We start from the raw sequence: 22287 nt of genomic DNA, 5'->3' as shown, positions 1-22287 counted from the left end.
ACGCGGCGAGGCCGGTCTTCTGCGCACACTGTTCCGATCGAGCGCTGTCATGGATCTGGTTCTACAACTGCTGTTCACCGGCATCGGCATCGGCGCGGTCTACGCGCTGGTCGCGCTCGGTTTCGTGCTGATCTTCCGCGCCACCAATGTGGTGAACTTCGCGCAAGGCGAGTTCTCGATGGTCGCCGCCTATCTGATGGTGGTCTGCGTCGAGCTCGGCCTGCCTTACTGGCTGTCCTTTGTGATCGCGCTGGCCGGCATGGCGCTGCTCGGCGTCATCTTCAATCTCGGCGTCTACTATCCGCTGCGCCACCGCACCTATCTGCCCGTGATCATCGCCACCATCGGCGCCTCGATCCTGCTGTCGAACTCGGTGCTCGCGATCTACGGTCCGCAGCCGCAGGTGCTGCAGGGTTGGTTCGATACGCCCGGCATCCAGCTCGGCCCGGTCTATCTCGACAGCCAGTATCTGTTGATCATCGGCGTCACGATCTTCTTGGTGCTGTTCAACTTCTGGTTCTTCGAGAAGACGCTGCTTGGCAAGAAGCTGCAGGCGACCTCGCAGGACAAGGAAATGGCCTCGCTGCTCGGCATTTCCGTCTCCACCATGATCATGATCACCTTCATCTATTCAGCCGTGCTCGGCGGTCTTGCCGGCATCCTGGTGGCGCCGGTGCTGTTCGTCTCGATCCAGATGGGGTCGACCATCGCGCTGAAGGCGTTTGCCGCGACCATCATCGGCGGCTTCGGCGATGTCGCCGGCGCGATCGTCGGCGGCCTCGCGCTCGGCGTCATCGAGACGTTCGGTGCCGCCTACATCTCGGTGCCGTACAAGGACGGCTTCGCCTTTCTGGTGCTGATCGCCTTCCTGGTGTTCCGGCCGCAGGGCATCTTCGGTGAACGTGTCGCGGAGAAAGCATGAGCGCCAGCGACAACATGATTCCGGCGCCCGCCGTGCGCTCGAAGCCGCTGATCATCCGTCATCTGCCGTATTTCATCGGCGCTGCGGTGCTGGTGGCGCTCGCCGCCGGCATGCAGTTCGACGGCTACATCCTCAACATCCTGCTGCAGGCCACGACCTTCTCGATCGCGGTGTTCGGGCTCTCGGTCGTGCTCGGCCTGTGCGGCCAGATCAACCTGGCGCAGGCCGCGTTCTTCGGCTTCGGCGCCTACGCCGTCGGCCTCGGGACCGCCGACCTGCATCTGAACTTCTGGCTCTGCCTGGTTGGCGCCTGCGCGATCACGTTGGTTGCCGGCGCATTCCTCGGCATGTCGACGCTGCGTCTCGGCGGGCATTACCTTGCGATGGTGACGATCTCGTTCCAGCAGATCGTGACCCTGGTGATGATCAACGCGGTCGGCGTGACTCACGGACCGGACGGCGTCGCGAACATTCGCCGCCCCGAGCTGTTCCAGTCCTCGCAGAGCTATCTGGCCTTCTGCGTCGCGATGCTTGCGATCGTCGGCTACCTGGTCTGGCATCTGCCTGACACCAAGCTCGGCCGTGCCATGCGCGCAGTGCGCGACAACGAGCTCGCGGCGGGTGTCAACGGCATCGACGTGTTCCGCACCAAGGTCTACGCCTTTGCGGTGTGCGCGGTGCTCGGCGGTCTCGCCGGCGGCCTGTTCGCCGGCGGCTTCGCCTATGTCAGCCCGGACCAGTTCTCGTTCGCGGAATCGATCCAGTTCCTGACCATGTCGCTGCTCGGCGGCGTGGCCTCGCCGATCGGCTCGGTGATCGGCACTGGTCTGCTGATCCTGATCCCGGAATGGCTGCGCTTCCTGAAGAGCGTGCCGGGTCTCTACCTTGCGATCTACGGCCTGTCGGTGATCCTGATCATCCGCTTCATGCCGGATGGCATCTGGGGCTTCGTGTCCGATGCGTTCACGCGTTGGCGTGCGCACACCAAGGCGCCGCCTGTCGCCGGAGCGCTGCAGCTCAGGCCCGCGACGACTGGCGGCGACATCGTGCTCGAAGTCACCGGGCTCTCGAAGCATTTCGGCGGCCTCAAGGCGGTCGACGGCGTCGACATCGCGGTGAAGCGCGGCGGCGTGCATGCGCTGATCGGACCGAACGGCTCCGGCAAGACCACGACGCTGAACGTGCTGTCCGGCCTCTACAAGGCCACATCAGGCAAGATCGTGCTCGACGGCACCGACATCACCAACATGGCGCCGCATCAGCGCACCGCCGCGGGCCTTGGACGTACCTTCCAGAACATCCGTCTGTTCCGCTCGATGACGGCGCTGGAGAATGTCGAGATCGGCGCCGAGCGTCCCGGCAACACCATGATCGGGAAGGGCGACGACGCGCTGACCGAGCGGGCGATGGAGGCGCTGACCTTCGTCGGCCTCGGCAGCCGCGCCAATGAGCTGATCTCGAGCTTCTCCTACGGCCATCAGCGCCTGATCGAGATCGCGCGGGCGCTGGCGTCGAACCCGACGCTGCTGCTGCTCGACGAGCCGGCCGCCGGCCTCAACTCGACCGAGAAGCTCGAGCTGCATGAGCTGCTCAAGCGCATCGCGGCCCAGGGCCTCACCATCCTGATCATCGATCACGACATGACGCTGGTCTCGGAAGCCGCCCAGCACATCACCGTGCTGAACTTCGGACGCCGCATCGCGGACGGCGAGTCGATGGCGGTGCTGCGCCATCCCGACGTCGTCTCCGCCTATCTCGGGAGCGAATGATGCCGCTGCTCGAAATCCGCAATCTCGTGGTCCGCTACGGCGAGATCGAAGCGCTGCGCGGCGTCACCATCGCCGTGGAGCAGGGGCAGGTGGTCACGCTGCTCGGTGCCAACGGCGCCGGCAAGTCGACCACGCTGCGCGCGATCTCCGGCCTCGCCAAGCCGGCCTCCGGCGACATCCTGTTCGACGGTCACTCGATCGCGGGCCTCGGCCCGGAAGCGATCGTCCGGCTCGGCATCTCGCATGTGCCGGAAGGCCGCCGCGTGTTTCCGGGCCTCACCGTGAAAGAGAACATCATGCTCGGCGCGTCGAACCGGAAGGTTTCGGCGTCGCAGATCTCGCGCGAGGCCGACGCGATGTTCGATTTGTTTCCGGATATTCGCGCCTTCTCCAATGCGCTCGGCTGGACGCTGTCCGGCGGACAGCTGCAGATGGTCGCGGTGGCGCGCGGCCTGATGGCCAAGCCGCGGCTGTTGCTGCTCGACGAGCCGTCGCTCGGTCTCGCACCTGTGATCGTGCAGGCGGTGTTCCGCATCATTTCGCAGATCAGGAAGGACACCACGGTCTTGCTCGTCGAGCAAAATGCGCGCATGGGACTCTCGGTCGCCGATCACGGTTTCGTCCTCGAAACCGGGCGGATCGTGCTCGGAGGCAAGCCCGACGAATTGTGGGGCAATGAAGCCATCGCCGCGGCCTATCTCGGCGGCCACGCCAAGACCCACGCCTGACAACGCACTGTGTTTATCGAGCGAGCTAGTAGTTCATGGTCACCATCAAGGTCGATAACCTCATCAACTTCGTGTCCGAGGTGTTTTCCCATTCGGAGTCGTCTCCGGAAGAGGCGAGCCGCATCGCGACCTATCTGACGACGGCGAACCTCACCGGGCATGACAGCCACGGCGTGATCCGCGTGCCGGTTTATGTCAGGTGGAAGAAGATGGGCTCGATCGTGCCGAACCAGACCCCCGAGGTCGTGGTCGACACGCCGTCGCTCGCGGTGGTCGACGGCAAGTTCGGCTATGGCCAGACCGTCACCCCGGTTGCGGTCAAGCTCGGCATCGAGAAGTGCAAGAAGGCGGGGCTTGCCGCGGTCGCGCTGCGCAACTCCGGCCATCTCGGCCGCGTCGGCGACTGGGCCGAAATGGCCGCCGCCGAAGGTCTTGTTTCGATTCATTTCGTGACCGCGGCGGGCTCGCTGCTGGTCGCGCCTTATGGCGGCGTCGAGAAGCGGCTGTCGACCGCACCATACTGCGTTGGCATTCCGCGTCAGGGCCAAGATCCGATCGTGCTCGATTTCGCGACCTCGGTTGTGGCCGAAGGCAAGTGCCTGGTCGCGAGCCGCGGCGGCAAGAAGCTGCCGATCGGCGCGCTGGTCGATGCCGACGGCACGCTGAGCGAGGATCCGCACGTGCTGTATGGCCCGTACACGCCCGACGGACCGCGCGACCACACCAAGGGAACCGGCGCGATCCGCGCCTTCGGCGATCACAAGGGCTCGGGCCTTGCCTTCATCTGCGAGCTGCTCGGCGGCGCGCTGACGGGCACCGGTGCGACGTCGTCGGACCGTCGCTTCGCCAACGGCATGATGGCGTTCTACATCGATCCCAAGGTGATCGACACCAGCAACTTCTTCGACGGCGAAATCACCCGCTACACCGATTTCATCCGCGCCACCAAGCCGATCGCGGGCATGGATTCCGTGCTGGTTCCGGGCGATCCCGAGCGCAAAACCCGCGCCGATCGCACCAAGAACGGCATCCCCTTGCCTGACGACACCTGGGCGGCGATAGTGAATACCGCGCGCGAAGTCGGCGTCAGCGAAGTCTCGATCCAGCGGGCGACCAGCTGAGGTCAGCCCCCCAAAAACACAAAAGGAAACGCGATCAATGGCAAACAAGGTCAAGCAAGTCTGGGCATCGGGCAAGGCGGTGGTGAACGCATGGCTCGCGATCCCCTCCGGGTTTTCGGCCGAAGTGATCGCGCAATGCGGCTTCGACAGCGTCACCGTCGACATGCAGCACGGCGTGCAGGATTATCAGTCGATGGTGCAATGCTTCCAGTCGATGCATGCCCATCCGGTCACGCCGATGGTCCGCGTGCCCTGGAATGAGCCCGGCATCATCGGCAAGGTGCTCGATGGCGGCGCCTATGGCGTGATCTGCCCGATGGTCAACACGCCGCAGGAAGCCAAGAACCTCGTCTCCTACGCGAAGTATCCGCCGAAGGGCGTGCGCTCCAACGGTCCGATCCGCTCCGGCATGTACGGCTCGGCCGGCACCTATCAGCAGACCGCCAACGACGAGATCGTGCTGCTGCCGATGATGGAGACCAAGACCGCGGTCGAGAACATGGAAGCGATCCTCGACGTCGAGGGCATCGACGGCGTCTATATCGGTCCGTCCGATCTCGGCTTCTCCTACGGCCTCGTGCCAAAGCTCGATCGCGACGAGCCGGAGATCCTCAAGATCTACGAGAAGATCATCAAGGAATGCGGCAAGCGCGGCCTCAACCCGGGCATCCACTGCTCGGGCGCTGAAGGCGCGGTGCGCGCGATCAACATGGGCTTCAAGCTCGTGACACTGTCGAACGAAGTCGGCCTGATGCAGGTCTACGCCAGGATGCAGGTCAACCAGACCCGCGAGAAGTCCGGCGGCAAGGCGTAAGCATGATCCTCGCCCTCTCCCCGTTCTTTTGCGGGGAGAGGGTTGGGGTGAGGGGCCTCTATCCGGCGAGCACCTTTGTCGAAGTTGGCACTGTGCCTCGCCCCTCACCCGAATTCTCGCTGTGCGAGAGTTCGACCTCTCCCCGTGAAGGACGGGGAGAGGTGAAGAAAACACCAAGGAGAACTCTCATGGCCTCGGCACAAGTGATCCGCCTGCACGCCGACGACAGCGTTTTGATCGCGCGCGCGAGCCTGCCGCCGGGGTTGGAAGTGAGCGACGGTGTCACCACGGTCGATCGCATTCCGGCCGGCCACAAGGTCGCGATCAGGCCGATTGCGCAGGGCGAGCCGATCCGGCGGTACGGCCAGATCATCGGCTTTGCGACGCAGCCGATCGCGCCGGGCCAGCACGTGCATACCCAGAACTGCGGCATGGGCGATTTCGCCAAGGACTATGCCTATGGCGTCGACGTCAAGCCGGTGCCGAACTTCGATTTGCCGGCGACCTTCGAGGGCATCCGCCGCGCCGACGGCCGCGTCGCCACGCGCAACTATATCGGCATCCTCACCTCGGTGAATTGCAGCGCCCATGTTGCGGGCATTGTCGCCGACATGTTCAAGAAGAACCCGTTCACCGGCGACAATCCGCTCGCCGATTTCCCGAATGTCGATGGTGTCGTCGCGCTGACCCACAAGACCGGCTGCGGCATGACCCAGGACGAGCCGCTGGCGCTGCTTCGCCGCACGCTCGGCGGCTATGCGCGGCACGTCAATTTCTCCAACGTGATCGTGCTTGGCCTCGGCTGCGAGGTGAACCAGATCGGCGGTCTGATGCAGGAGCAGAAGCTCGCCGGCCGTTTGCGCGCGATGGACATCCAGGAGGTCGGCGGCACGCGCAAGACCGTGGAGGCCGGCGTTGCCTTTGTGAAGGAAGCGCTCGCTGACGCCAACAAGGTCAAGCGCGAGGCGGTGCCGGCGAGCGAACTCACCGTGGCGCTGCAATGCGGCGGCTCGGACGGTTACTCCGGCGTGTCGGCCAACCCTGCGCTCGGCGCGGCGAGCGATCTCTTGGTCCGTCACGGCGGCACGGTGATCCTGTCGGAGACGCCGGAGACCTACGGCGCCGAGCATCTGTTGACCCGCCGCGCCGTCAGCCGCGAGGTCGGCGAGAAGCTGGTCGGTCTGATGCGCTGGTGGGAGGAATACACTCAGCGCGAAGGCGCCGAAATGAACGCCAATCCGAGCCCCGGCAACAAGGCCGGCGGTCTCACCACGATCCTTGAGAAGTCGCTCGGCGCGATGGCCAAGGCCGGCAGCACCAATCTCGTCGACGTGCTGCGCTACGCCGAGCCCGTCACCAAGAAGGGCTTCGTGTTCATGGACACGCCCGGCTACGACCCGGTCGCCGCCACCGGGCAGGTCGCTGGCGGCGCCAACCTCGTCTGCTTCACCACCGGCCGCGGCAGCGTGTTCGGCTGCAAGCCGGCGCCGTCGATCAAGCTCGCCACCAACACGCCGATGTACAAGCGGATGGAAGACGACATGGACGTCAATTGCGGCACCATCCTCGACGGCGAGGAGAGCGTGCAGGAATGCGGCCAGCGCATCTTCGACCTCATCCTCAAGACCGCCTCGGGCCAGCCGACCAAGAGCGAGAGCTTTGACTTCGGCGGCGCCGAGTTCGCGCCGTGGGTCTTGGGCGCGACGATGTAGCACTCGGGGGCGGCAGCCTTGGCGCGGTCATTGCGAAGCAGTCCGCATCACAGCCTGCGGAGCGATGGATTGCCTCGTCGCTGTCGCCCGTCGCAATGACGGCTGCTAAATCGGCTTGATCACTGATTGGCCGACGCCACCGTGATCTCGCCGACCTTGGTCCAGGTCTCGCCGCCGCACAGCACCGCCAGTACGCAGCCGCGCACCTCGAGCTTCTTCGTGCCGGCGAGTTGCAGATCGCTGGAATAGGTCTTGCCGTCGTCGGCATTGTAGATCGTACCCGACCATTTCTTGTCGGCGACCGATCGCATAGCGTTGAAGATGTTGATGCCGACGATCGGCCGCTGCGCCAGTGCCTTGTTGGTGTTCTTGTCGTCGATCTGCGGCTTGCCGGTCGCGGGATCGATCGGCGCCTTCAGCCAGACGATGATGCCGCACAACGCCTTGCCGCAGGCGCTGATGCGGATCTTGGCGTCGCCGGCCGCGGTCAGCCAGATTCCCTCGACCTCGTCTGCGCGTGCGGCTCGATTCAGCCCGAGCAGCAGCATTGCGGTGGTCAGCAGGATGGTGAATTTCTGCACGGCGCTACTCCATACTCAACATGCGTCAGTGCCGTTATGGTGAACGGACTTGGTTAAGTTTGGGTTCAGCCCGGCCGCCAATCGGCGAAATCCGCTCTCCGGATAGGCACTTACTGCCCGTTGTTAGTGCTTGATGTCGGCCGGAACCGGTGTTCTGCTCAAAAAAGCTGCTGGAGTCCCCCGTCCGTGTCGATCTTCGTCGCACTGCATCACGTCACGCACTACAAATACGACCGGCCGATCGATCTCGGGCCCCAGACCATTCGGCTCCGGCCCGCGCCGCACACCCGCACGCCGATCCTGAGCTATTCGCTCAAGGTCACGCCATCAAATCATTTCGTGAACTGGCAGCAGGACCCGCAGGGCAACTGGCTGGCGCGCTATGTGTTTCCGGAGAAGGCGACCGAGCTCAAGGTCGAGGTCGACTTCACCGCTGAGATGACGGTGGTCAACCCGTTCGACTTCTTCGTCGAGCCCTATGCCAACAGTTTTCCATTCGCATATCCCGGCGATCTCAAGACCGAGCTCGCGCCGTATCTCGAGACCGAGGAGCCCGGGCCGTTGCTCGCGGCCTACCTGAAGGACATTCCGCGCCAGGCCGACAGCACCGTCAATTTCCTGGTCGAGCTGAACGCGCAGCTGCAAAAGAAGATCAGCTACGTGATCCGCATGGAGGCCGGCATCCAGACGCCGGAGGAGACGCTCGCCGCGTGCTCCGGCTCGTGCCGCGACTCGGCATGGCTCTTGATCCAGACGCTGCGGCATCTCGGGCTCGCCGCGCGTTTCGTCTCCGGATATCTCATTCAGTTGCGGCCCGATATCGATCCGCTCGAGGGGCCGCGCGAGGTCGAGAGCGATTTCACCGATCTGCACGCCTGGGCCGAGGTCTATCTGCCGGGCGCGGGCTGGATCGGCTTCGACGTCACCTCCGGCATGCTGAGCGGCGAGGGGCACATTCCGGTCTGCGCCACGCCTCACTACCGCTCCGCCGCGCCGGTGACCGGGACCGCAGGTGCCGCCAATGTCGAGTTCGGCTTCGAGATGAGCGTCAAGCGGATCCGCGAGGCACCGCGGATCACGAGACCGTTTTCGGATGCATCCTGGGCGCGGCTCGACCGGCTCGGCGAGCAGATCGATGCCGACTTGGTGAAGGGCGACGTGCGGCTCACCATGGGCGGCGAGCCGACCTTCGTTTCGGTCGACGATCTGGAATCGCCGGAGTGGAATGTCGCCGCGGTCGGCCCGACCAAGCGCGCGCTGGCCGACGAATTGATCCGCAAGCTGCGCACACGGTTCGCGCCGGGCGGCCTGCTGCATTACGGCCAGGGTAAATGGTATCCGGGCGAGAGCCTGCCGCGCTGGGCGTTCGGCCTCTATTGGCGCAAGGACGGCAAGCCGATCTGGAAGAATGCCGATCTGATCGCGTCGATCGGGAATCCGCGCAAGGCCGAGGTTGCCGATGCTGAGCGCTTTGCCGTCGGCACCGCCGAGAAGCTCGGACTCGGCGCCGACTATGTCATGCCGGCCTATGAAGACCCGGCGTTCTGGCTGCAGCGTGAAGCCGGGCTGCCGGCCAATGTCACGCCCGATAACTCCAAGCTGACGGATGCCGAAGAGCGCGCGCGCCTGGCGCGGGTGTTCGACGAGGGATTGACGACGCCGAAAGGCTTTGTGCTGCCGATCCAGCGTTGGACGCCGCTTGCCGATAAAATCCCTGCGCGCTGGCGCAGCGAGCGCTGGAAGATCCGCCGCAGCCATCTGTTCGCATCACCCGGCGATTCGCCGCTCGGCCTGCGGCTGCCGATCGGCTCGCTCGAACATGTCGCGCCGGAGGACTATCCTTACATCGTCGAGCAGGATCCGATGGCGCCGCGCGAGGCGCTTGCCGACGCGGAGCTGAAGCAGGCGCTGAAGGACATCCCCGAGCCGCTGCCGGTGCGCACCGCAATGGCGATCGAAGTCCGCGACGGCGTGCTTTGCGTCTTCATGCCGCCGGTCGAGAAGGTCGACGACTATCTCGAACTGATCACGGCAATCGAGGCGACCGCCGAGGAAACGCAGCTCGCGGTGCATGTCGAAGGCTATTCGCCGCCGTTCGACCCGCGCGTCGAGGTGATCAAGGTGACGCCCGATCCCGGCGTGATCGAGATCAACGTGCAGCCTGCGCAGAGCTGGCGTGAAGCCGTCGACATCACCCTTGGCCTCTATGAGGACTCCGCGAAGACGCGGTTAGGGGCCAACCGCTTCCTGATCGACGGCCGCCACACCGGCACCGGCGGCGGCAACCATATCGTTGTCGGCGGCAGCAAGCCGGAGGATTCACCGTTCCTGCGCCGGCCTGATCTGCTGAAGAGCCTCGTGCTGTACTGGCAGCGGCATCCGTCGCTGTCGTATCTGTTCTCCGGCATGTTCATCGGCCCGACCAGCCAGGCGCCGCGCATCGATGAGGCACGGCATGACGGGCTCTATGAGCTCGAGATCGCGCTGTCGCACGTGCCGCCGCCGGGCATGGACGCGCCGCTATGGCTGGTCGACCGGCTGTTCCGGCACATCCTGGTCGACATCACCGGCAACACCCATCGCGCCGAGATCTGCATTGATAAGCTCTATTCACCCGATGGCCCGACCGGCCGGCTCGGCCTGGTCGAATTCCGCGCGCTCGAAATGCCGCCTGATCCCAGGATGTCGCTGGCGCAACAGCTCTTGATCCGTGCACTGATCGCAAAGCTGTGGCGCGAGCCGCAGCAGGGCAAGTTCGTGCGCTGGGGCACCGCGCTGCATGACCGCTTCATGCTGCCGCATTTCCTCTGGGAGGATTTTCTGGGTGTGCTCGCCGAGCTCAAGCAGTTCGGCTACGACGTCGAGCCGGAATGGTATCAGGCCCAGCTTGAATTTCGTTTCCCCGCCTTCGGCCGGGTCCATCACGGCGGCGTCGGCCTCGAGCTGCGCCAGGCGCTCGAGCCTTGGCATGTGCTGGGCGAGGAGGGCACCTCGGGCGGCACCGTGCGTTACGTCGATTCCTCGGTCGAGCGGCTGCAGGTGAAGGCGACCGGCTTCGTCGAGGGCCGCCATGTCGTCACCTGCAACGGCAGGCGGATGCCGATGACCGAGACCGGCCGCTCGGGCGAGGCAGTCGCCGGCGTCCGTTTCAAGGCCTGGCAGCCGGCCTCCGGCCTGCATCCGACCATTCCCGTGCATGCGCCGCTGACGTTCGACCTGATCGACACCTGGAACGGCCGCTCGCTCGGCGGCTGCGTCTATCACGTCGCCCATCCTGGCGGCCGCAACTACGAGACCAAACCGGTCAATTCCTACGAGGCCGAGGCGCGGCGGCTAGCGCGCTTCCAGGAACACGGCCACACCCCCGGCAAGATCGAAACGCCGCCGGAGGAACGCACAATTGAGTTTCCCTTGACCCTCGACTTGCGGACGCCGCTCCTGCACTAATTGGAGCGTTCTCCAGCGAACTGGGGTGCAGGGGAAGTGCAATGACCGTGTCGGGTGGCCGGGGCAACAGTCAAGGCAGTAGTCAGGAGAGCCGGGCCCGTCCCGGTCAGCGCCGGATGGCGCAATGGACCCGCGACTATGTCCGCCTTCCGGGCATTCCCGATGAATATATCGCCGAGAACGGCGCGCCACGACCGGTCTGGGCTCGTTTCTTCGATGCCTTTGCCGGGCTGTCACCGGCCGACATCGAGCGCCGCTTCGCCAACGCGGATCGTCATCTGCGCGAGGCCGGCGTCACCTATCGTGCGCCGGGCGATACATCGGACCGGATCTGGCCGCTCAGCCATCTGCCGCTGATCATCGACGCCGCCGACTGGCGCCAGCTCGCCGCCGGTGTCGCGCAGCGGGCGCAGCTTCTCGAAATGGTGCTGGCCGATCTCTACGGCGACGGCCGTCTCGTTGCCGACGGTGCCATCCCGGCCGCGGCGATCGCCGGCAGCAGCGAATATCTGCGCGCGGTCAGCGGCATCAAGCCGCCGGGCGGGCGTTATCTGCATCTCTATGCCGCCGATATCGGCCGCGGGCCTGACGGCCGCTGGTGGGTGCTCGGCGATCGCACGCAGGCGCCGTCGGGCGCGGGCTATGCGCTGGAAAACCGCCTCGTGCTGTCGCGCGCCTTTTCCAATCTCTACAAATCGATGAACGTCGAGCGCGTCGCACCGTTCTTCGAAGCGTTCCGCGATTCACTGCGCGCCAGCGCCGACCGCGACGAGCCGCGGATCGGTCTGCTGACGCCCGGCGCATTCAGCGAGACCTATTTCGAGCACGCCACGCTGGCGCGCTATCTCGGCTTCCTCCTGGTCGAGGGCGACGATCTCGCGGTCTCCGGCGACCGCATCCACATCCGCACCGTCGCCGGATTGAAGCGGCTCGACGTGCTGCTGCGCCGGGTTGATTCCAACATGCTCGATCCGCTCGAGCTCGATGCGTCGTCCTATCTAGGCGTGCCCGGTCTCGTCGAGGTGCTGCGCAAGAGCGGCGTCGTGGTCGCCAACATGCCGGGCTCGGGCGTCATGGAGGCGAGGGCGCTGCTCGGCTTCCTGCCCAATCTCTGCCGGCGCCTGCTCTCCGAAGACCTGATGATGCCGCATATCGCGACCTGGTGGTGCGGCCAGAAATCCGCCCGCGAGCAGGTGCTGTCGCGGCTCGACGAGTTCGCGATCGAAGGCGCCTATGGCCGCGGCGTTGCGGATTTTCCGGGCAACGGGCCGGTGCTACCGGGCGAGCTCTCGGCGGCGGAGCGCGACCGTCTGAAGGATGCGATCAGCCATCGCGGCATCGATTATGTCGGACAGGAACTGGTGCGGCTGTCGACCACGCCGGTGTGGGAGAACGGCCGCATCGCGCCGCGTCCGTTCGTGCTGCGCGTGTTCGCGGCGGCGACGCCGAACGGCTGGACCGTGCTGCCCGGCGGCTTCTGCCGGATCGCCGATCGGGCCGATGCGCGCGCGGTGTCGATGGGCGATGGCGCGGTGTCCGCCGACGTCTGGGTGGTGTCCGACAAGGCGGTCGCGACCTCGACCTTGCTGCCGGCGGTCGACACGGTCCGCATCCGCCGCATCGCCGGCGTGCTGCCGAGTCGTGCGGCCGATAATCTGTTCTGGCTCGGCCGCTATCTCGAGCGCGCCGAGGCCACCATTCGCCTGATCCGCGCGCTGTGCACGCCGCTGCGCGATCCCGCGCGGGCGAATGCGAACGGCAACGCGCCGGCGATGCATTCGGCCGAGCGCATCCAGCGCTTGCTGGTCACATGGGGCGCGGCCTCGCAGACGGCGCGCGCCAATCCTGCCAAGGTCGCCCTCGAAGCGTTGCAGAGCGAGGAGAAGTTCGGCTCGGCGCTGTCGCTGGTGCGATCGGCGCAGCGTACCGCGACGTCGCTGCGCGAGCGGCTGTCGCCGGACGCCTGGCAGGTCATCACCGAGATGGCCGACCGCCTCGCGATCGAGGTTCACGACGATGACGGCGTCGTCAGCGCCGCCGAGCTGACCTTGCAGGAGCTCGCAAGCTTCGCCGGCCTCGCGCAGGAGAACATGAACCGCGCCGCCGGCTGGCGCTTCCTCGAGATGGGCCGCCGCGCCGAGCGTGCCATCAACACCACGCGCTTTGCCCGCCAGTTCGCCTATGACGAAGCCGGCGACGAGGATCTCGATGTCCTGCTCACGCTGGTCGACTGTCAGATCACCTATCGCTCGCGCTATCTGGTGCAACCGCTGTTGACGCCGGTGCGCGATCTCGCGGTGCTCGATCCCTACAATCCGCGCTCGGTTGCATTCCAGGTTGCGGCGCTGAATGAGCATATCGCCGCGCTGCCGAGCCTGAAGGAACACGGCCTGATCGAGCGGCCACAGCGGCTCGCGGTCTCGGTCGAGGCGATGTTGACGACGGCCGAAGCATCGAGCCTCGACGTCAAGACGCTGTTCGCGCTTGAGCAAGATCTGCTCAACCTCGCCGACGCGGTCGGGCTGCATTATTTCCCGCACGGACCGAATGCCAGCCGGCCGGAGAAGCTCACGGGGCTGGCGTGATCTACGACATCCGTCACGTCACAACCTACAGCTACGAGACCCAGGTCAGCTTCGCCCGCTGCTCGCTGCGGCTGGAGCCGATCAGCGGCGACGGGCAGGAGCTGATCTCCCATTCGGTCGAGATCCGCCCGAGGCCCTCGGAGCGCACCGCGCGGCGCGATTTCTTCGGCACGCTGACCGAAAGTGTCCTGATCGAGAGCGCGCATCGCAGCCTTCGGATCGATTCCCGCTCGCGGGTCTCCGTGGCGCGGCAGCCGCCGGCGCGTGACGCCGTCAGCCCGCCCTGGGAGAGCGTACGCGACCATGCGTTCGAGGCGCTGAGCCTCGATGCGGCCTCGCCGGTCGGCTATGTCTTTGCCAGTGCGCTGGTGCCGGTGCTGCGGCCGGTGACGGCCTACGCTTCTGCGAGCTTCTCGCCTGACGGTGGTGTCCTTGCCGGTGCGGCCGATCTGATGCGCCGCATCCGCAGCGACTTCAAATACGATCCCAAGGCGACCGTGATCTCGACGCCGCTTCGCGACGTGTTCGAGAAGCGCCATGGCGTCTGCCAGGATTTTGCCCATGTGATGATCGCCGGGCTTCGTGGGCTCGGTTTGCCCGCCGCCTATGTCAGCGGCTATCTGCGCACCATCCCGCCGCCGGGTCAGCCGCGGCTGCAGGGCGCCGACGCAACCCACGCCTGGGTTTCGGTCTGGTGCGGCGGCGAGCTCGGCTGGGTCGGATTCGATCCGACCAATGATCTGATGGTCGCCAATGATCACATCATTCTCGCCGTCGGCCGCGACTTCGCCGACGTCTCGCCGGTCGACGGTGTCATCGTCGGCGCGCGCAAGCAGAAGCTTGCCGTCGCGGTCGACGTGCTGCCGGTGGAGTGAGTGGAAAGAGGCAAGACCTCGGGTCAGGCCGCGTGCCGCTTGCCCGATTTGTCCCATCCGATCGGGCTGACGATGATGCGGTCGCGGCCTTCATGCTTGGCTTGATACAGCGCCAGGTCCGCGGCCTTGAGCAGATCGCGCGAGGTGCGCTCGTGATCCGGGACGAGGCAGGCCAATCCGATGCTGACGGTCGGCAACTCATTTTGGGACGCGCGCTCGGCCGTCAGCTTCTCGCGAATGCGTTCGGCAACCTCCAAGGCGCCCGCCTTGCCGATGCCGGGCAGCAGCACCGAAAATTCCTCGCCGCCATAGCGGGCGCCGAGATCCGTTGCGCGCTTGGTGCTGGTTGCGATGCACCGTCCCACAGTGGCGAGCACGGCGTCACCGGCCTGGTGGCCGTAGGTATCGTTGAAGGCCTTGAAATGATCGACGTCGATCATCAGCAGCGACACCGGCGCCTTGGCGCGCATGCCGCGACGCCATTCCGCCTCAAGGGTATCGTCGAGACGGCGGCGGTTGGCGAGGCCGGTCAGCGCATCCGTGCTTGCAAGGTGCGCGAGCCGGCCTTCGGCGGCGGCGCGCCGTTTGAGGGCGGCGAGCAAGTAGAACATCAGGATGATCGAGAAGCCGCAGAGCGCGGCTACCACGCTGCCGATCAGCCAGACCTGTTGCCACCAGTCGGCATAGATGCCGTCGAGCGCGAGACCTTCGGCGATGATCAGGGGATGGTGTCCGACCGCCTGGAAAACATAAAGCCGGCTGACATGGTCGACGATCGATTTCGTCGTGTAGAAGCCGGATTGCCGTGCCGGATACTGCTTGAAGACCTGTGAGTCCCTGATGCTCTGCCCGATCTTGCCGATGTCGAACGGCGCCCGCATCAGCATGACGCCGTTGGTGTCGAACAGCGCCATGCTGTCGCCGAAGCCGAAGTTCAGCTTGCGAAACAGATTGTGGAAATAGCTGAGCCGCATGCTGCCCGCGACCACGCCGGCAAACGATCCGTCGTCGTTGCTGATGCGGCGGCTCAGGCTGACCAGATATTCGCCGTCTGGCGTAACCCAGGGCGCGCTGATGAACAATCCGCTGTTCGCTCGCGTCCGATGCACCTGGAAGAAGTCGCGGTCGGCGTAGTTTGCGGTGCGGGGCGTCAACGTCCGGGAATCGAGCGTGACATCTCCCGCCGTATTCAGCACGAGGATTGAGCCGAGATCCTTGGCGGTGGCGGCGCGGTCGAACAGCACGACCTGGCGAAGCTCCGGGCTGATCTTGCCGAGCTCCGGCAGCTTGACGCCGTCGGCGACGGCTTGCAGCGAGAGATCATAGAGTTCGATGTTGCGGTCGATCTCGCTTGCGATGGAGGCGACGAGGTTGGTCGCGCCTTCCTTTGCATGCTGATAGTCCTTGCCGGCCATCTCCCAGAGAATGGACGCGCAGATCGCCGAAAAGCACAAGACGAGGCTGATCCCGAGCGCAAGGAGCCGTTTGGTCGGCACCGCCTTCGGCCTTGGCAACAGCCCGTTCATTGCTCGCTTCCACTACCCCGCGCCCCCGCGCTTTGACGCTTTCTATGGGGGTATCAAATTGAAAAAGGCGACCTGAAGCGCAGGCAATTTGCACGCGTGCGTTGGGGCACTGTTAACCATCCGGATTGCGTCGTGGGCCCCGGCACAGCGTGCGATCCGTTCAGGTCCCGGTCGGACGCAGGCCGTCGGCGACATCGCTGCGCAGATTGCGGAAGAACTGTTCGACCTCGCGCGACAACGTCTCAGCGGTTGCGGTCAGATCGTTCGATGCCGCGAGCACCGATTCCGCCGCCTTGCTGGTCTGGTCCATGTCGTCGCGGAGCGAGCCGACATTCGCCACCAGGGTTTCGTTGCCCTGGGCAGCCATCTGCGCGTTGGCGGAGATTTCGCGCGTGGCGGCGTCCTGCTGGCCGATCGCGCTGGCGATGTTGGCGGTGACGTTGCTGATCTCGCGCACCGCCTGGCCGATCTCGCGCACGGCGGCCACCGAGTTGCGGGTCGAGGCCTGGATCAGGCCGACATTCTCGCTGATCTCGGCGGTTGCCTTTGCAGTCTGCCCGGCCAGCGCCTTGACCTCGTGCGCAACGACCGCGAAGCCGCGGCCGGCATCGCCGGCGCGGGCGGCTTCGATGGTGGCGTTGAGCGCGAGCAAATTGGTCTGCTCGGCGATCGCCTGGATCAGGCTCAACACGCCGTCGATGCGCTGCGTGGTGGCGGCAAGGCTCTCGATCTCGGTGATCGACCGGTCGGTGCGCGCACCGGCCTGATCGACGGCGCCGGAGGACTGCTTGACCTGGCGGCCGATCTCCTCGACCGAGGCGGAGAGCTGTTCGGCCGCCCCCGCCACCGCTGAGACGTTGCTCGAGGCCTGTTCGGTCGCGCCGGCCGCCGCAACCGCCCGGCCATTGGCGTCGGACGCGACGGTCGCGATGGTCTGCGCGGTTTGACGCATCGTCGCAGCGTTGTCGTGCACTGCGCGGAGCACATCACCGATCGTGCCGCGGAACGTCTCGACAAAGCTTTCGATATGGCGGCCGCGGGCGTCGCGAGCCTCGGAGTCCTGCACGACTTGCGCGTTCAGGCTGCGATTGCGATCCATCGCCTCCTGGAACACCTTGATGGCGCGCGCCAGCGCGCCGATCTCGTCGCCGCGATCGACATGCGGCACGTCGACATGGTCGGCGCCCTCGGCGACGTGCTTGATAGTCGTGGTGATCTGCGACAGCGGCCGCGCCACCGAGCGGGCGATAATCAGCACGCCGAGCACCACCACGATGAGGGCCGCGGCGCCGAGCCCGGTCAGCAATAGCGCCAGCTCACGGTTGGTGTCGGTCTGTTGCGCCAGCTTCTTGCTGCGCTCGGCATAGACCTTGGAAAGCGCTTCGAGGTCCTTGTTCAGCGCGGTGCGCACGTCGCGGTTGGCGTCGTTGTCGCCCCACTCCCGGCCGGCCGCCGCGCCGATCTCGATGCCGCGCCGAACCAGCTCCTTGCGGAACTCGATGAACTGCTCGATGCGCTTCTTGAACACCGCGAACTCGGTGGCGTCGTCGGCCTGCACCAGGGTTTCCCAGTTCTTGACCACGCCGCGGATGCGTTCGTTGAACGCCAGCAGCCCGTCGCCGTATTTCTTCACCGCAGCCGGGTCGGTCGACATGTAAATGCCGCGGGATTCCATCACCACGGCATAGACCAACGAGTTGACCCGCTCGACGTTGAGCGCGGCACGGCTCGCGAGGTCGACGGCCGCGGTCAGCTCGGCGTTGCGCCGGGCGTTGTAGTCGGACAGGACGGTGATGGCCGCGGTCAGCGCCGCAATCAGCGCAAACGTCGAGTACAGCCTGGCAGCAAGCGAGAATCGGGATGCCATTGGAGCCCGGGACATGGAGATGGGGGATGTGGTGGGGGCGGGCATTGAGGGCACTCCAAGGGGCCGGGGAGCACCTTCGGCCGATTAAAGCTTATGCAAAATCTTCATGGATAATTTCTTAACGCGCGAGCCTCGCACGGCTCCGACCGTCGAAATCCCTAAATAATCACAATGTCTTATCGGGGGCTCTGAGTCCGCCGGGTTCCAGCGGCAGGCCGCCGTGTTGAATGACGCGCCGCCATCATCATCACTCATCAACATCCGCGGGCGCACAGCGCGAAGCTGATGGCACGACTTTCGCAAAGAGGTGCTAGGTTGCGCTGCCCCAGCCTCACGCGACTCCCCCATGCTCTATCGTCACACCATCGACGCCACCAATTACGCATTCGACGATCTGCGCATCCTGCTTGCCAAGGCCTCGCCGCCGCGGTCGGGCGACCGGCTGGCCGGCATCGCGGCCGACAGTGCCGCGGAGATGATCGCCGCGCGGCTCGCGCTGGCCAACGTTCCGCTCAAGCAATTCCTCGAAGAGCCGGTCATTCCCTACGAGGACGACGAGGTCACTCGCCTGATCCTCGACAGCCACGACGTCGCCGGCTTCCTGCCGGTGTCGTCGCTCACCGTCGGCGGTTTCCGCGACTGGCTGCTGTCGGATGCCGCCACCACGGATGCGATCAGGAAGATTTCGCGCGGCGTCACGCCGGAGATGGTGGCCGCGGTGTCGAAGCTGATGCGCAACCAGGATCTGATCCTGGTCGCGAAGAAGTGCGAGGTGATCACCCGCTTCCGCAACACCGTCGGCCAGCGCGGGCGCATGAGCACGCGGCTGCAGCCGAACCATCCTTTCGACGATGCCAAGGGCATCACCGCCTCGATCCTTGACGGGCTGCTGCTGGGATCGGGCGATGCCTGCATCGGCATCAATCCGGCAAGCGACGATCCGAAAGTCATCGGCACCCTGCTGCGGCTGCTGGACGATGTCATCACGCGGCTCGCGATTCCGACCCAGGGCTGTGTGCTCACCCACGTCACGACCACGCTCGGACTGATCGGGCAGGGGTTGCCGGTCGATCTCGTGTTCCAGTCGATCGCCGGCACCGAGGCGGCCAATCGCAGTTTCGGTGTCGACCTCTCGCTGTTGCGGGAGGCGCGGGAAGCCGGGCTGTCGCTCCGGCGCGGCACGGTCGGTGACAATGTGATGTATTTCGAGACCGGGCAGGGCTCGGCACTGTCGGCCAACGCCCATCACCAGGTCGACCAGCAGACCTGCGAGGCGCGGGCCTATGCGGTGGCGCGCGCGTTCGATCCGCTGCTGGTCAACAGCGTGGTCGGCTTCATCGGTCCCGAATACCTCTATGACGGCAAGGAAATCATCCGCGCCGGGCTCGAGGATCATTTCTGCGGCAAGCTGCTCGGCCTGCCGCTCGGGATCGACGTCTGCTACACCAACCACGCCGAGGCCGATCAGGATGACATGGACAATCTCCTGACCCTGCTTGCGGCCGCCGGCGTGAACTTCATCATGGGGGTGCCGGGCGCCGATGACGTGATGCTGAACTATCAGTCGACATCGTTCCACGATGCGCTCTACGTCCGCGACCTGTTCGGCCTGAAGCGGGCGCCCGAATTCGACGACTGGCTGGTGCGCGCGGGCCTTGCCGGGCAGGATTTCCGCCTCGCCGGCGATGCAGGGCGGCTACCCGACCTCGCTGCCCGGCTCCTGACCTGACGGGATAGCAAAATTCTGCAGAGCAACTATCTCGCCGTTGTGACGTTGGTAAGTGCCACAATGTTGAAGAATTTCTGGCCCAGCGTTCCACGCCATGGTTAGATTTGCGGGTGCTTCGGGGTCGATTGATGAGAGCTGAGGGCATAAAGACAGCACGGCGTATCCTCTGCGTCTTTCCGCGCTATACGTCGTCGTTTGGGACCTTCGAGCACGCCTACCCCCTCACCGACGGCGTCAAGGCGTTCATGCCGCCGCAGGGGCTGCTGTTGATTGCTGCATACCTCCCTGAGAACTGGCCGGTCCGTTTCGTCGACGAGAACCTGCGTCCGGCGACGGTGGAGGATTTCGAGTGGGCGGACGCGGTGTTCGTCAGCGGTATGCACATCCAGCGCCAGCAGATGAATGACATCTGTCGCCGCGCGCATGACCACGACCTGGTGGTCGCGATCGGTGGCCCGTCGGTCAGTGCGTGCCCGGACTACTATCCCTCATTCGACTACCTTCATGTCGGCGAGCTCGGCGATGCGACCAACGAGCTGATCAGGCGCCTGGCCGATGACACCAGCCGCCCCGACAAGCAGGTGGTGCTGAAGACCATCGACCGCCTGCCGATGACGGATTTTCCGCTGCCGGCCTATGAGCTCGCCGAAACCAAGAAGTACTTCCTCGGCAGCATCCAGTTCTCCTCGGGCTGCCCCTATCAGTGCGAGTTCTGCGACATCCCCGGACTCTATGGCCGCAATCCGCGGCTGAAGTCGCCGCAGCAGATCATCGCGGAGCTCGACAAGCTGCGCGCCTGTGGCGCGACCGACACCGTCTATTTCGTCGATGACAATTTCATCGGCAATCGCAAGGCGGCGAGCGAGCTGCTGCCGCATCTGATCGAATGGCAGAAGCGGACCGGTTATGTCACGCGGCTCGCCTGCGAGGCGACGCTCAACATCGCCAAGCGGCCCGAGATCCTGGAGAAGATGCGCGAGGCCTTCTTCGTGACGATCTTCGTCGGCATCGAGACGCCCGATCCCGACGCGCTGAAGGCCATGCACAAGGATCAGAACATGATGGTTCCGATCCTGGAGGGCGTGCGCACCATCAACTCGTTCGGCATGGAGGTCGTCTCCGGCATCATCATGGGGCTCGACACCGACAAGCCCCAGACCGGTGACGCGCTCATCTCCTTCGTCGAGGAGTCCCGGATTCCACTGCTCACGATCAATCTGCTGCAGGCGTTGCCGAAGACGCCGCTGTGGGACCGGCTCGAAAAGGCGGGGCGGCTGATCGATGACGAGGGGCGCGACTCCAATGTCGAGTTCCTGCTGCCCTATGAGGACGTGGTGAGTTCCTGGCGCAAATGCATGGAGATCGCCTACGAGCCGAAGAAGCTGTTCGATCGCTATCTGCATCAATGCAACTACACCTATGCCAACCGCATCAAGGTGCCGGTCAGCCCGGAGATGAAGAGCTGGGCGAACATCCGGCGCGGCCTGATCATGCTGCGCAACATCTTCTGGAAGGTCGGCGTGCTCGGCGACTACAGGCGCGTGTTCTGGAAGTTTGCGCTTGGCCGGCTCAAGCGCGGCGATATCGAAGGGCTGATCTCGGCGACGCTGGTTGCGCACCATCTGATCACGTTTGCGCGCGCAGCCTCCAGCGGCCGGCAGAACGCCTCGAACTACTCGATCCGGCTGCGCGAGGCTTCCGTTCCCGCCGAATGACAGCATGACGACACCGCCGGCGCCATCGTCTCCTTCGCTGCCCGATTTGCGTGACCTGACGCCGGCGCGCGTCGGGCTCGGCCGGTCGGGGGCCAGCCTGCCGACCGATGCGTTGCTCTCGTTTACGCTCGACCACGCCCGCGCGCGCGACGCCGTTCACGCGACATTCGAGATCAGCAACATTACGGCCGGACTTGCCGGCCTCGGCATCACGCCGCGCGAGGTGTCGAGCCAGGCGCACGACCGGCGCGACTATCTGCGCCGGCCGGATCTCGGTCGCATGCTGGATTCCGGATCGCGGCGGTCGCTGGAAAGCAGCGGCATCGCCGCGTGCTCCTGCGCCATCGTGATCGGAGACGGCCTGTCGCCGACGGCGGTCAATGTGCACGCCGTCGACTTGATCAAGCATCTCCTGCCGCGGCTTGCGGCCGACGGGATCGACACCGGTGCGGTGGTCGTCGCGTCCGGCGCGCGCGTCGCGCTCGGTGACGAGATCGGCGCCATCCTCGGCGCGCGCATGCTGGTGATGCTGATCGGCGAACGGCCCGGCCTGTCCGCGCCCGACAGCCTTGGCGCCTATCTCACCTTTGCACCGCGGATCGGCCTCACCGATGCAGATCGCAACTGCATCTCCAACATCCACCGTGCCGGCCTGAGCTATGCGGAAGCCGCCTTCAGGATCGCGTGGCTTGTGCGCGAAGGGCTGGCGCGCCAGATCACAGGGGTCGCGTTGAAGGACGAAAGCGGCGGTGGATCATCACAGAATACGCTCCCAGGGTGTGGCAAATCAGATACTTAATGGTGGGGATCAGCGGTTCCCCGCTGATTTGGCTCGACCCTCGCGCTTGCGAGCAAGAGGGCAGACAGGTAAAACCGGCGCCGGTCAATATTCGCGT

15 protein-coding genes are annotated in these 22287 nt (G+C 65.3%); 12 read left to right on the top strand and 3 right to left on the bottom strand.

Annotated features, from left to right (window positions below; all coding sequences use genetic code 11):
- Positions 1 to 49: 49 nt before the first annotated feature.
- From QDT69_RS02260 to QDT69_RS02235, 6 genes are all read left to right on the top strand, one after another.
- A complete protein-coding gene (locus QDT69_RS02260; RefSeq protein WP_024579420.1) occupies positions 50 to 922 on the top strand; it encodes a branched-chain amino acid ABC transporter permease in 873 nt (290 codons plus the stop codon).
- Positions 919 to 2691 (top strand): branched-chain amino acid ABC transporter ATP-binding protein/permease, encoded by a 1773-nt coding sequence (locus tag QDT69_RS02255; protein ID WP_279705022.1) that lies wholly within the window; start codon positions 919 to 921, stop codon positions 2689 to 2691. Before QDT69_RS02260 ends, QDT69_RS02255 begins: the two co-directional genes overlap by 4 nt.
- Positions 2691 to 3419 carry an ABC transporter ATP-binding protein gene (locus tag QDT69_RS02250; protein WP_021079917.1) on the top strand — a complete coding sequence of 243 codons (729 nt, stop codon included), beginning with the start codon at positions 2691 to 2693 and terminating at the stop codon, positions 3417 to 3419. Before QDT69_RS02255 ends, QDT69_RS02250 begins: the two co-directional genes overlap by 1 nt.
- A gap of 35 nt (positions 3420 to 3454) precedes the next feature.
- The gene (locus tag QDT69_RS02245; RefSeq protein WP_279705021.1) at positions 3455 to 4540 is read left to right on the top strand and encodes a malate/lactate/ureidoglycolate dehydrogenase; all 1086 of its coding nucleotides are present in this window, start codon (positions 3455 to 3457) and stop codon (positions 4538 to 4540) included.
- 37 nt (positions 4541 to 4577) lie between these two features.
- Positions 4578 to 5354, top strand: coding sequence for an aldolase/citrate lyase family protein (locus QDT69_RS02240; protein ID WP_279705020.1), 777 nt, complete (start codon positions 4578 to 4580; stop codon positions 5352 to 5354).
- A 188-nt stretch (positions 5355 to 5542) separates the two neighbouring features.
- Positions 5543 to 7066, top strand: a complete 1524-nt coding sequence (locus tag QDT69_RS02235; RefSeq protein ID WP_279705019.1) for an altronate dehydratase family protein — start codon at positions 5543 to 5545, stop codon at positions 7064 to 7066.
- Between the two features lie 119 nt (positions 7067 to 7185).
- On the opposite strand, the gene QDT69_RS02230 is transcribed toward QDT69_RS02235, so the two are convergent.
- On the bottom strand, positions 7186 to 7647 hold the full coding sequence (locus QDT69_RS02230; RefSeq protein WP_347952017.1) for a DUF2147 domain-containing protein: 462 nt from the start codon (positions 7645 to 7647) through the stop codon (positions 7186 to 7188).
- Positions 7648 to 7833: 186 nt separating this feature from the next.
- Here QDT69_RS02230 and QDT69_RS02225 point away from each other — a divergent pair, with 186 nt between their 5' ends.
- The 3 genes from QDT69_RS02225 to QDT69_RS02215 are packed head-to-tail and all read left to right on the top strand — an operon-like array spanning position 7834 to position 14554.
- Positions 7834 to 11094, top strand: coding sequence for a transglutaminase family protein (locus QDT69_RS02225; RefSeq protein WP_279705018.1), 3261 nt, complete (start codon positions 7834 to 7836; stop codon positions 11092 to 11094).
- A 41-nt stretch (positions 11095 to 11135) separates the two neighbouring features.
- Complete coding sequence (locus tag QDT69_RS02220; protein ID WP_279705017.1) at positions 11136 to 13679, top strand: circularly permuted type 2 ATP-grasp protein; 2544 nt, start codon at positions 11136 to 11138, stop codon at positions 13677 to 13679.
- The gene (locus tag QDT69_RS02215; RefSeq protein WP_279705016.1) at positions 13676 to 14554 is read left to right on the top strand and encodes a transglutaminase family protein; all 879 of its coding nucleotides are present in this window, start codon (positions 13676 to 13678) and stop codon (positions 14552 to 14554) included. The genes QDT69_RS02220 and QDT69_RS02215 overlap by 4 nt, the downstream gene beginning before the upstream one ends.
- Before the next feature lie 23 nt (positions 14555 to 14577).
- On the opposite strand, the gene QDT69_RS02210 is transcribed toward QDT69_RS02215, so the two are convergent.
- Positions 14578 to 16080, bottom strand: coding sequence for a sensor domain-containing diguanylate cyclase (locus tag QDT69_RS02210; RefSeq protein ID WP_279705015.1), 1503 nt, complete (start codon positions 16078 to 16080; stop codon positions 14578 to 14580).
- A 160-nt stretch (positions 16081 to 16240) separates the two neighbouring features.
- The gene (locus QDT69_RS02205; RefSeq protein WP_279705014.1) at positions 16241 to 17947 is read right to left on the bottom strand and encodes a HAMP domain-containing methyl-accepting chemotaxis protein; all 1707 of its coding nucleotides are present in this window, start codon (positions 17945 to 17947) and stop codon (positions 16241 to 16243) included.
- 346 nt (positions 17948 to 18293) lie between these two features.
- Here QDT69_RS02205 and QDT69_RS02200 point away from each other — a divergent pair, with 346 nt between their 5' ends.
- From QDT69_RS02200 to eutC, 3 genes are all read left to right on the top strand, one after another.
- Positions 18294 to 19676, top strand: coding sequence for an ethanolamine ammonia-lyase subunit EutB (locus QDT69_RS02200; RefSeq protein WP_279705013.1), 1383 nt, complete (start codon positions 18294 to 18296; stop codon positions 19674 to 19676).
- Positions 19677 to 19804: 128 nt separating this feature from the next.
- Positions 19805 to 21391: a B12-binding domain-containing radical SAM protein gene (locus QDT69_RS02195; protein WP_279705012.1), complete on the top strand. Its 1587-nt coding sequence runs from the start codon at positions 19805 to 19807 to the stop codon at positions 21389 to 21391.
- Positions 21392 to 21395: 4 nt separating this feature from the next.
- Entirely contained in the window at positions 21396 to 22190 is a 795-nt protein-coding gene (gene eutC, locus QDT69_RS02190; RefSeq protein ID WP_279705011.1) for an ethanolamine ammonia-lyase subunit EutC, read from the top strand.
- Positions 22191 to 22287: the final 97 nt, after the last annotated feature.

The sequence above is a fragment of the Bradyrhizobium sp. CER78 genome, from assembly GCF_029846235.1.
GTDB lineage: Bacteria > Pseudomonadota > Alphaproteobacteria > Rhizobiales > Xanthobacteraceae > Bradyrhizobium.
Note: the sequence above shows the minus strand (reverse complement) of the source record. Positions and strands in the feature narration are given on the sequence as shown.